This is a genomic window from Extibacter sp. GGCC_0201 (genome assembly GCF_017566055.1).
GTDB lineage: Bacteria > Bacillota > Clostridia > Lachnospirales > Lachnospiraceae > Extibacter.
In genome coordinates this window covers 81319-92282 of the sequence record NZ_JABFCH010000017.1, presented here as the reverse complement: position 1 = coordinate 92282, position 10964 = coordinate 81319, and the positions used below count along the sequence as shown (strand labels likewise).

The following is a 10964-nucleotide window of genomic DNA, read 5'->3' as shown; positions in this document are numbered from 1 at the left end:
ATCTTCCCTTTCTTGTCGGGCCGCTCGGACTCACAGATGTGGACCGGCTGGCAGCCGGACTTCGCATACATGAGTATCTGAGGCAGCGTGTCGATGGGCACGAGGCTGCTCTCTCCGTAGCATGCAAAGGCTTCTTTTAACGTGTCAAATCTTAATCTGCCTATGATGATTCCCTTCTTTCTTCTGTTGGTTTCCCTTATTATAAGGACGAACGATGCGTTTCAAAATAAAGTGGACAAACTTTCCCATGTAAAAAAAAGGGCAGAAAATACCCGTATTGTATTTTCTGCCCTTATAAGGATGCCGCAGGAGACGAGTGGTCTCCTGCGGACGGTCTCACGCTGCGCTGCGGCGGTGAGGCCTAACTACAATACTGATAAAACTGGAATTATGCTTCTTCCTCTACGATCAGGTCGAGGATGTTGTTGTCCTTGTCTGCCAGAAGGTCGCAGGTGATTGTGACAGCGCCCGGATCTCCGTTGTTGGCAAATGCAAGTGACATCGTAGACTGAGGTACGCATTTGTAGGCAATCATCCTTGCCGGAAGGATGTCGTCGTCCTCTGTCTTCATGTATGTCTCGCCTTCCACGATAAATGCTTTCGGGAAGCTGGTAGACTTGATGTTGATTCTTTCTACTTTATCTGTGACTTCTTTCACATAGTAGGCAACTACAGATGTGATACCGTCTGCATCTGCCAGAGTGGCAATCGCACCGGCCATCGTAGCGCTGAGCTCTTTGCCGCAGTCATCGTCTTCTGCATAGAAGTCAGGAGCGAAGCCTTCAGCCGGAGCCTCAGGAAGCGTCACCTTGCCTTCTGCTACCGGAAGGACAACCCGCTTCGTGTATTTTGCTGATTTGGATACGTCGCCGCCGGTGATGAGCTCCCACAGCTTGACAGACTGCATCTGTGTCTCGATAGTGAGCGTGCCGCCCTTTTCACCTGCGAAGGACACTCTCTTCGGATGTCCCTGTCCGCCGTAAGCGAACATCGTCTCGCCTGTAAGCTCTGTTGTAGATGTGTTTGCGAAGTCGAGGTTCAGGAAAGGCTTCTTTGTCGTGTAATCCTTGAAAATCAGTTTCTGAACTTCTCTGTTCGCCATTTTTGAATTTAATCCCATAATATAATCCTCCTGTTTTTCTGCCGGTCCTTCAAGGGGCCGGGTCAGTTTGTAGTTGTAATGTTCTTGAACCATAAGTTGTAGTCGAACTTATTCTCCTTGTCTCCCCATACGGAGACAGAAGTTCTGCCGGATGCGTAGATCTCATTGTTGCGCAGCCGGGCAAATGTATCCCAGAGTTGGTAGACGGTCATATCCCACACGTTTGTATAATTAATGCTGTTGTGCATGGCACAGACGGCAGAGATGATGTTGGCAAGCTCAAGGTCGGCATTGGCCTTGGGCCTGATATGGTTCTTTTTCTTGCGCTTCTGCATTTCCTGATACCGGGCCAGACCCTTTTTGTTTTTTACCCTGGCAGGGTCTACGGTATCTTTCGTATCTATGTGTCCGAACTGCAGGATGATATCACAGACCTCCAGGTAGTTCCCCTTGTGGATGGTTCCTGTGATATGGATGCTGTCTCTGCCCTCCTCATCTTTGACGGGGCGGAAGACGACGAAGGCATCCTTCGACGTGTCATAAAGGACACGCTCCTCGAAGAAGAAGTCGAAGATGGCGGAAAAGGACTGCTGCAATGCAGTGCTGCTGGCGGCGATATCGTACATGGTCAGGCACGACAGCTGTTCTTCGTCCAGGTGGTCGTACCAGGGTTTCAGGCTTTCATTCACTTCTGTACAGTATTTTTCCGGGGATATGTTAAGAAGTGCGAGATAAGTGGAGTAGACGCGCCCGGTCACTTTGGAGACGTCTCTGAGCGTGAGCGGCCGGATGCTGCCCACGCCTTGTATGGCAAATGGCGCGGGGCTGATCAGGTCATAATAATCGAGCTTCATCGCGCCACCTGACCCTTCGGCCTGATTGGCATCTGACAGATGGTGTAGCTCAGAGACTTTCCATAGAAGCGCTCGTCCTGCCACAGCGAAGTGACCGGCTTCTCTTCCGCGAGCTGCATCATACCGGTGCCGAACGTGCGCAGAAGTGTCTCATCTGCGGTGACGGCGCGGTGGATGGCCGCCAGAGCCATGTCGATCCGGTTGCCGGACAGTCCGTAGGCCGATGCGTATTCCTGCTTCATGGCCTCTGTCATGCGAAGCATGCTGCCGCGGGCGTATGCATGTATGGTGATACGCACCTGCAGGGCAGCGCCGGCAGTGAGCGGGGCCTCTGTCTCAAGGCAGAGGAATGCCTGGTCTTCCTTAACAGAAGCAGGCGGCACTGCGGTGTCGAAGCAGTGGCAGGACGTCCAGTTCTCTTTTGGCGAGAGCTGGCTGTCGTCAGGTACAGGCATGATCAGCTTCTGTACGAGTTCGTCTTCAAAGAACAGGTCCGAAAGGGTGTCCTTTATCTTTCCGAGCGTTTCCAGCGGGTTCTTGCTTCTTTCCATTCTTTCACCTCCTTATAGTGTGTGCAGGTTTCATGGCTGTTCTTTCTGCTTTGGCTGATCATAAGTCAGGGCTTTCTGGCTGTCCGAGACGCCTTCTGTCGTCGGGTCCGTGACGATGCCGAGCAATACGAGCAGATTGATGACCATTCCTGCGGTCTCTACCAACTGGGATTCAGAGACGGGGGGAACGATACTGGCCATACCGAGAAGCTGGTAGACGAGTGAGAGGAACGCCATGATGATGGCAGTCAGCGTCACCTTGTTGCCAAGACGCAGTTTCCAGTTGATGTGCATAGACATCCACCTCCTTTTATAATTGTCCAGATGCATCTGTATTCTTGACAGAAGGAAAGAGAGCCGGCTTCTGATAAGCCGGCCCTCCTTCCGGAGAAAAGAATAGGAAAAGAAGTGTGCGGGTATGTTCCCTTGTAGGCGAATTGGAAAAATATGGCTCCCACCCTCGCCGCTCCGGCGGTTCCGGCATGTCAGAATAAGAACGTACGTTCTGCTGCGGTTGAAGAAAGCCAGATTTTACAAGGGGTCTGGGCATTATGAAACGGAACTTGCTGCCTGCTGATTCTGCCTGCGCCTCTCATAGGCCCGCCGGTTCTGCTCCTGCCGGAGCTTCTTCTGGTGCTCCTTTTTATGGAGGGGGCAGCGGCACGTCTTCGTATCTTTCGCGTCCACTTCCACCGGGCAGCCGCAGTCGATGCACGCTATCGTCTTCGTCCCTGCCGGGCGGTATGTGCCGCAGCCGGTACAGTACTTCTGGTTCGGCGACGTGGGGACGAAGCGGGTGCCGCAGCGCTCGCACTGGATGCTGCCCTCCGGCAGATTGTGCTTAAGGTTGCCGACGATGGCAGAGCCGAAGCACTGCCAGAGCAGCTCCTTGTGGGGCGTCTTCTTCCGGTACAGGTGCTTGACGAGCATGTCGCAGATTTCTGCCTCGCTGTAGCTGAAGGCGAGCAGCTCCTTGCGGACCGCCCCGATGACGTAATCCACGTTGTCTGCGCTGCCCGGGTTCAGCCGGAAGTGGTACCTCCGGTTCAGCCGGTCATACGCCTCGATAACCTGGTCGTCAATCTCGATGCGGGGGCGGGACATCAGCTTCGTATAAGAGAATTTACCAAAGTTCTTACCTGCGAGCCGGATAGGGCGGTAGCGGATCTGTCCTTCCAGCCGGTCTACAAAGCCTGTGCCGGCCGGCTCTACCTGGCCTTCCGCCTTATCCTTCGCATACAGGAAGAAGTGGGGCAGTCTGCCCTTCGTATAGGTGCGGATGAGGGCGTCGGTTTCCTTGGGGCGGTCCGGCATGTACTGGGTCTTGGCCATATCGATGCAGAAATTGTTCTCCATGCAGAGCAGCTTGATGACCAGGAGCGCCTCCTCCTTCTTCTCCTCTGTCACATGGGCCCAGTCCACGCTGTTGAATATCTTGGAGATGCTGTTGCTGTAGCGCCCGATATTGCCTCCTCTATAGGCGGCGCTGATGCCTTCATACAGGACTTCCCGGGACAGGGGCACAGGCCGTGCCTTCTTCATCTCATAATAGAGGGGGACGATGTCGTCCTTAGCCATATTGCGCTCCGCAATCTCCACGAATACGGGGTCGCCTACCACGAGGGAACGGTCGCCGTCCACGTCGAACTGGAGGATCTTCGATATCGGGTCATGGGTGCTCGTGTAGAGGGCGTTGGTCGTAAACCAGCGGGCGGTGGCTTCATCTTTTATATTCCTGCGGACCGCGTGCTCCCGGTACAGGTGGGGGCTTCGCAGGCAGTCCACCTTTTTGCCGGCGTAATACAGGCGGCAGCTCACTTCCCCGTCCGCCAGCAGCCCTTCCGGTTTGGGGATGCCGAGGAACAGGCGCTCGCAGAAGGCGTACAGGTCCGGTACGATAAACGTATACTTGCCCGAGATCTCCAGCTTGCCGGAGCGGTATTCTTTTACAAGGCTTTTCTTGATCTCCCTGAGCCTTGCCCGGATATACTCGTCGGCAATCATCTCCGGATAGAGGAGGAGCGCCTGCTGGAGCCATGTCTTGTCCGGGTTGCCGGGGACCGCTCCGAAGACGCGCAGTATCGTCCTCTTGTCGGAAGAGAGCTTCTCCAGCGTGTAAAGAGAAGGCCGGATGAGATAGGCAGCCTCTTCTTCCGTAATGTCGGTGAGCGTCTGCAGCATCTGGTAGTTGAGGGTGGCATCGGGCACATAATCTTCTTCCATGTTGCAGATGCCGGCCTGGCATCCATAGTCCTCGAAGTACGTCTGGTACTGTTCCCAAGAGGTGTAGAAGCGGCTCATCTTGAACTGGCTCTCGGTGAAGATAATCTGGATGCGGTCGGCGAGGATATCCCACCGCTTCCCGTAGATATCCGTGACGACAGGGGATGCGCCGTGTTCGCGGATGAATCTGACGAAGTCGAAGGAGGCGAGCAGCCCCTTCACCCAGGGGAGGCGGACCATGAAGTTCTTCCGGGACAGCCGGGGAAGTATCATGCCGCAGCCGTCCGTGTGGGGGATGGGGACATCCGTCTCCTTTCGCTCGATCGTGTAAGTGTCGTCATGGATGAAGTCCACCCTGCATCGAACGGAAGTCTCGAAGTCGGGCACGACGATGCATCTTCTGATATCGAAGTCGGTCCACGGCTCTGTGGCAGAGTTGGACAGGGCGAGATAGGCAAGGAACTTATTGGCGTTCATGCCTCCCCGCTCGTTGATTGCCGGAACGGTGAGTCCGCACATGAGCGGCTTCTCTATCTTCTTCCAGAGGCTTTCTTTTATGAAGACGGTCTTCTTCGTCCGGATCTGCCCGGCCGATGAGGTAAAGTAGATATATTTTTCCCGCTTATAATAGAAGCCGTTGACGATAAGCTGACGGATGACGTCGTAGAAATAAGTCTGCACGACGATGATACCGGTCGTGAGCTCGTCGGCTTTCATCCCGGCTGTCCGTGTGAGAGCGGATTCAAAGACAGAGATGATCCTCGTATCTGTCAGCCTATCTTCCGGGAGCGTGCGTACGATGCCGGGGTCGGAGACGAGCTCCTCTGCCAGCAGTGCTTTATAGCTCTTGATTTTACGGTTTACATGGGTGCGCAGTGCCTCATACTTCTGCATCGTATGATCGTCATAGCCGTCTGTGGATGCAGACTTAAGCGCAGCCTTATGCTTCATGTAACGCGCCATTACGCGATGCAGCCGCTCTTCCTTCTCTGTATAGAAACAGCCGGTCTCTAACGAATAGATATGTATCTGTCCAGACAGCGCGCGGTTTCGTTTCTTTTTCATCACTATTCCTCCCTTACCTTTATGATTGACGGGGCCTGTCCTCCAGCCAGAGGACCCACATACGGTCCTGGGGACAGTAGCGGGAGCAGAGCCTGTCGTGCTCGTACGACAGCAGGTCCCGGATCTGGTACGTGAACCAGGCATATGCCGTCTCCTGGGCCCGAAGCTGCGAGAGCGTGTCGTTGATATACATGGCGTATGTCTGCCAGTTCGTGGCTCCGTCATAAGTGCCGCACAGGCTGCCGCCGTAAGCGGGCCCGGACGTATAGCTGCCGGACATGCGCTTCTGTCCGGAAGGGCGCACCGTCTGCTTCATGAGCCGGAACTTCTGCTGCCACTGTGCGTCTGTCATATGGACGGACGGGGCGGCAGAGCCGGGGCTTGTGTATACGTACATCGTGTCTTTCAATTCCTGGATTGTCACAGGTATCACCTCCTTCGTAAAAAAAATATGTAAAATGCGAAATTCCAATCATACAGTCAATTCTGTTTGGACTAATATAACACCGAACATAAGTTCGTGTCAAGCGATAAAAACATGATAGAAAATGAAAGCAGTTAAATGTGAAAAAGTATTGACAAATAGAACATATGTTTGTAAAATGAATTCAAACACATGTTCTCTATGCTTTTGGGGAAGATAAGGATGATACGGAGGCGCATTATGAGAATTCAGGAAACGATGTCCATGTATGACAAGCTGAATATCCTGTCCGACGCGGCCAAATACGACGTGGCCTGCACGTCAAGCGGAACTTCGAGAAGCGGTGACGGGACCGGAATGGGGAGCTGTGAGCAGACGGGCATCTGCCACAGCTTCGGGGCGGACGGCAGATGTATCTCGCTGCTGAAGATACTTTTTACGAATGAATGCATCTATGACTGCAAATACTGCATCAACCGGAGGAACAACGACGTGCCGCGGACCTCCTTCACCCCGGAGGAGGTCTGTACGCTGACGATGGAATTCTACAGGCGCAATTACATCGAAGGGCTGTTCTTGAGCTCGGGCATCCTGAAGAGCCCGGACTATACGATGGAGCTGATCTATGCCACGCTGTTCAAGCTCCGGAAGGAATGCAACTTCCAGGGCTACATCCATGTCAAGGCGATTCCGGGAGCGAGCCAGGAGCTTGTAAGGAGGGTCGGCTTTCTGGCGGACAGGATGAGCGTGAACCTGGAGCTTCCGACGGCAGAGAGCCTTAAGCTGCTCGCACCCCATAAGACGAGGAAGAACATACTGGCTCCGATGCGGCTCGTGCAGAACGGCATGGCGGAGAACAAGTATGAGATACAGGCGTACCGGAATGCGCCGCGGTTCGTCCCTGCGGGGCAGAGCACGCAGATGATCATTGGCGCCACGCCGGAGAGCGATTACCAGATTATGCAGGTGGCGGAGTCGCTGTATCAGAAGTTCGGTCTGAAACGGGTATTTTATTCCGCGTTTATCCATGTCAATGAGGACGCCACCCTTCCGGCCCGGACAGATGAGGGCCCTCCGCTGCTTAGGGAGCACAGGCTCTATCAGGCGGACTGGCTGCTGCGGTATTACCAGTTTGAAGCGGCAGAGCTTCTGTCGGAGGAGAATCCGAACTTCAACGTGCTGCTGGATCCGAAGTGCAACTGGGCGCTGAAGCATCTGGAACAGTTCCCGGTGGAAGTCAACCGGGCGGATTATAAGATGCTGCTCCGCGTGCCGGGCATCGGCTACAAGTCTGCCGTGCGCATCGTGAAGGCGAGGCGGCTCGGGACGCTGGGCTTCCAGGATCTGAAGAAGATAGGGGTCGTCCTGAAGCGGGCGCTCTATTTCATCACATGCAGCGGCAGGATGATGTATCCGACGAAGATAGAGGAAGATTATATCACGCGGAACCTTCTGGATACGAAGGAAAAGCTTCCGGACGGGGTCACGGGGATGACATACCGCCAGCTTTCCCTTTTCGACGATATGAGGTTCGGCTCTGCAGGCGCGGTGAGCCTGCGCTGAGACAGGTTAGAATGAAGATACGGGGAGAGAGGACATGAAGACAATCTATATCTGCACCGATACGATAACCGGCATATTTTCCGGCATATACGACGCGTGGAAGGCGGAAGGGGAAGAGGACACGTGCGGGATAGCGCTGCGGGGGGCACTGGAACAGCAGCTCTTCTGCGACTATGTGGAGACGGTGGAGACGGAGCATAAGGCGGTGGTCGTGGAGGCGATGATCAAGAAGAACCTGGGGCGCCCTGCCTACTGGGATATCTACCATGCAGCGCTTGCGGCGGATGGGGGCAAGGGGGACGCCATACTCGGCACGATGCTGGCGGCCAGAAGGATCAGGGACAGCAGGAAGATCATGGAGCATCTGAGCCACCCGGCAGTGGAGAAGGTGTTCGAGCTGAGCCGGACGGTGGGCGGCGAGGCGCATGCGTTCAAGGGGTTCCTGCGTTTCCGGGAACTGGTGAACGGGGTGCTCTTTGCAGAGATTACGCCGAAGAACCAGGTGCTCACCTGCCTTGCGCCTCATTTTGCAGACCGGCTGCCACAGGAGAACTGGATGATATACGACAATGCGCACAAGACCTTCGTCGTCCATGAGGCGGGCAAGAAATGGGTGCTCGGGCTGAACGAGCAGCTTGACATAGACGCGGTCCGTAACATCTCGGACAGGGAACGGGAATATGCCCGCCTCTGGAAAGGCTTCTTCCATACGATTTCCATAGAGTCAAGAGAGAGCCGCAGCAGGCAGTTACAGCATTTGCCATTGCGGTTTCAGAAAAATATGGTAGAATTTAATCATTGACTATGTTCAGGAAAGAAGAGATCGTATGGAACAGCCATTGATTCGAATATCCGTACGCAGGCTTGTGGAGTTCATCCTGCAAAGCGGCGATATAGACAACCGGACGGCCGGGGCGGACAAAGACGCCATGCTGCTCGGCGGGAAGATACACCGGAAGATACAGCGCCAGATGGGAGCGGATTACCATGCGGAAGTGGCACTTAAGCATGTCATCGGCTGCCGGGGGTTCGACCTGCAGATCGAAGGCAGGGCGGACGGCATCATCGATACGCCGGAGGGGACTGTCGTAGATGAGATCAAGGGGGTGTTTAAGGAGCTGCACCTTCTGGCAGAGCCGGTGGAAGTGCATCTTGCCCAGGCGAAGTGTTATGCATTTATGTATGCAGAGCAGAACGGACTGGACAGGATTGGCGTCCAGATGACGTACTGCAACATGGAGACAGAAGAGATCAAGCGGTTCCAGTCCGTCTATGGGGCGGAAGAGCTTAAGGACTGGTTCTTTGAAGTGGCAGGCAGGTATGAGAAATGGGCCAGATATGAGATTACATGGAAGGAAAAGCGCAACACTTCGATCAAAGGAGTGGAATTTCCCTTTGCATACAGGGACGGACAGAAGGATCTCGTCTCCTCCGTCTACCGGACGATTCTGAGGAAGAAGAAGCTGTTCATACAGGCGCCCACCGGCGTCGGCAAGACGATGGCATCCGTGTTTCCCGCTGTGAAGGCGGTAGGGGAGGGGCTTGGGGAGAAGATTTTCTACCTCACGGCCAAGACGATTACAAGGACCGTGGCGCAGCAGGCATTTGAGACGCTGAAGGAGCAGGCGCTCCGGTTCAAGGTGATTACGCTCACTGCGAAGGAGAAGATCTGCTTCTGCGAGGAGGCCAACTGCAACCCGGATTACTGCCCGTATGCAAAAGGGCACTATGACAGGGTGAACGACGCGGTGTATGAGCTTATCACCACCTCCGATGACATGAGCAGGGAAGTGATCGAGGAGCAGGCGCGCAGATGGAACGTCTGCCCGTTCGAGATGGGGCTTGACGTGTCGCTCTGGGTAGACGGCGTCATCTGCGACTACAACTATGTATTTGACCCGAATGCACATCTGAAGCGCTTCTTCGGCGACGGCATGAGCGGCGAGTACCTCTTCCTTATCGACGAGGCCCACAACCTTGTGGAGCGGGGACGGGAGATGTACAGCGCCGCCCTGTACAAGGAGGATTTCCTGGAGATAAGAAGGCTCGTGAAGCAGGAGGATCCGAAGCTCGCCGGACGGCTGGACGAGTGCAACAAGCAGATGCTCGCCCTGAAGCGGGAATGTGAGACGTATCAGGTGCTGGACAGCGTATCCCACATCTACCTGAAGCTGATGAACCTCATGGCAGAGCTGGAGCGGTATCTGGAGGAATGCACGGAGGAGGAGAAGCGCAAGAAAGTGCTGGACCTATACTTCGACGTGCGCATGTTCCTCGGCATCTATGACAGGCTGGATGAGAATTATCTCATCTACTCGGAGCTTGAGGATTCCGGAAGGTTCAAAGTCCGCCTTTTCTGCGTGAACCCGGCGGAGAACCTAAAAGAATTCCTAGAGAAAGGGAACAGTGCCATATTCTTCTCTGCCACGCTTCTGCCGATGCACTATTATAAGGAGCTTTTAAGCACCGAGAAGGACGACTACGCCATCTATGCATTATCACCTTTCGAGGAAGAGCACCGGCTGCTTCTGCTCGGGACGGACGTGAGCACCAAGTATACGAGGCGGAGCGAGGACATGTACCGGCGTTATGCAGAGTATCTGAAGCAGGTGTCGGAGACGAAGAAGGGGAACTACATCGCCTTCTTTCCGTCCTATCAGTTTATGGAGCAGGTATATGCACAGTTCCTCTCTTTGACGGAAGACCGTGACGATATCGAGTATGTCATGCAGTCGCAATATATGTCAGAGGAGGCAAGGGAGATATTTCTCGAGAATTTTGAGGAGGAGCGGGAGAAGAGCCTCATGGGGTTCTGCGTCATGGGCGGCATCTTCTCCGAGGGCATCGACCTGGTAGAGGACAAGCTGATCGGCGCGGCCATCATCGGAACCGGGCTTCCACAGGTGTGCCGTGAGCGGGAGCTTCTGAAGACGTATTTTGACGGGAAAGGATACCGAGGCTTTGATTACGCCTATCTGTACCCGGGTATGAACAAGGTGCTGCAGTCGGCGGGACGCGTCATAAGGACGGATGAGGACCGGGGCGTCATCCTCCTGCTGGACGAACGGTTTGGCGACGTAAGGTACCGGGAGATATTTCCCCGGGAGTGGAAGACGGCGTGGTACTGCAGCCTCAGGAATGTAAAGGAGCAGATGCACCGTTTCTGGGAACCGGAAGGATGA

The 10964-nt window shown here is 54.7% G+C and carries 9 protein-coding genes; 3 read left to right on the top strand and 6 right to left on the bottom strand.

The genetic code is table 11. The features are described 5' to 3' along the window. Positions 1–388 precede the first annotated feature (388 nt). The 6 genes from HJV72_RS12340 to HJV72_RS12315 all read right to left on the bottom strand — a co-directional run bounded on the left by HJV72_RS12340 (position 389) and on the right by HJV72_RS12315 (position 6219). Entirely contained in the window at positions 389–1120 is a 732-nt protein-coding gene (locus HJV72_RS12340) for a hypothetical protein (RefSeq protein WP_049728309.1), read from the bottom strand. A 44-nt stretch (positions 1121–1164) separates the two neighbouring features. Beyond that, positions 1165–1956 (bottom strand): hypothetical protein, encoded by a 792-nt coding sequence (locus HJV72_RS12335; protein WP_208071366.1) that lies wholly within the window; start codon positions 1954–1956, stop codon positions 1165–1167. Next, positions 1953–2507: a hypothetical protein gene (locus tag HJV72_RS12330; RefSeq protein WP_066577285.1), complete on the bottom strand. Its 555-nt coding sequence runs from the start codon at positions 2505–2507 to the stop codon at positions 1953–1955. The genes HJV72_RS12335 and HJV72_RS12330 overlap by 4 nt, the downstream gene beginning before the upstream one ends. 30 nt (positions 2508–2537) lie before the next feature. After that, positions 2538–2801, bottom strand: coding sequence for a phage holin (locus HJV72_RS12325; protein WP_208071365.1), 264 nt, complete (start codon positions 2799–2801; stop codon positions 2538–2540). Positions 2802–3056: 255 nt separating this feature from the next. Further along, a complete protein-coding gene (locus HJV72_RS12320) occupies positions 3057–5795 on the bottom strand; it encodes an RNA dependent RNA polymerase (RefSeq protein WP_243765623.1) in 2739 nt (912 codons plus the stop codon). A gap of 19 nt (positions 5796–5814) precedes the next feature. Next, a complete protein-coding gene (locus HJV72_RS12315; RefSeq protein ID WP_117771877.1) occupies positions 5815–6219 on the bottom strand; it encodes a hypothetical protein in 405 nt (134 codons plus the stop codon). Between the two features lie 240 nt (positions 6220–6459). Between HJV72_RS12315 and HJV72_RS12310 the strand changes: the two genes are divergently transcribed. The 3 genes from HJV72_RS12310 to HJV72_RS12300 are packed head-to-tail and all read left to right on the top strand — an operon-like array spanning position 6460 to position 10964. Next, positions 6460–7782, top strand: coding sequence for a putative DNA modification/repair radical SAM protein (locus HJV72_RS12310; RefSeq protein ID WP_066577270.1), 1323 nt, complete (start codon positions 6460–6462; stop codon positions 7780–7782). A gap of 34 nt (positions 7783–7816) precedes the next feature. Beyond that, positions 7817–8584 carry a TIGR03915 family putative DNA repair protein gene (locus HJV72_RS12305; protein ID WP_208071364.1) on the top strand — a complete coding sequence of 256 codons (768 nt, stop codon included), beginning with the start codon at positions 7817–7819 and terminating at the stop codon, positions 8582–8584. Positions 8585–8609: 25 nt separating this feature from the next. Further along, positions 8610–10964 carry an ATP-dependent DNA helicase gene (locus tag HJV72_RS12300; protein ID WP_208071363.1) on the top strand — a complete coding sequence of 785 codons (2355 nt, stop codon included), beginning with the start codon at positions 8610–8612 and terminating at the stop codon, positions 10962–10964.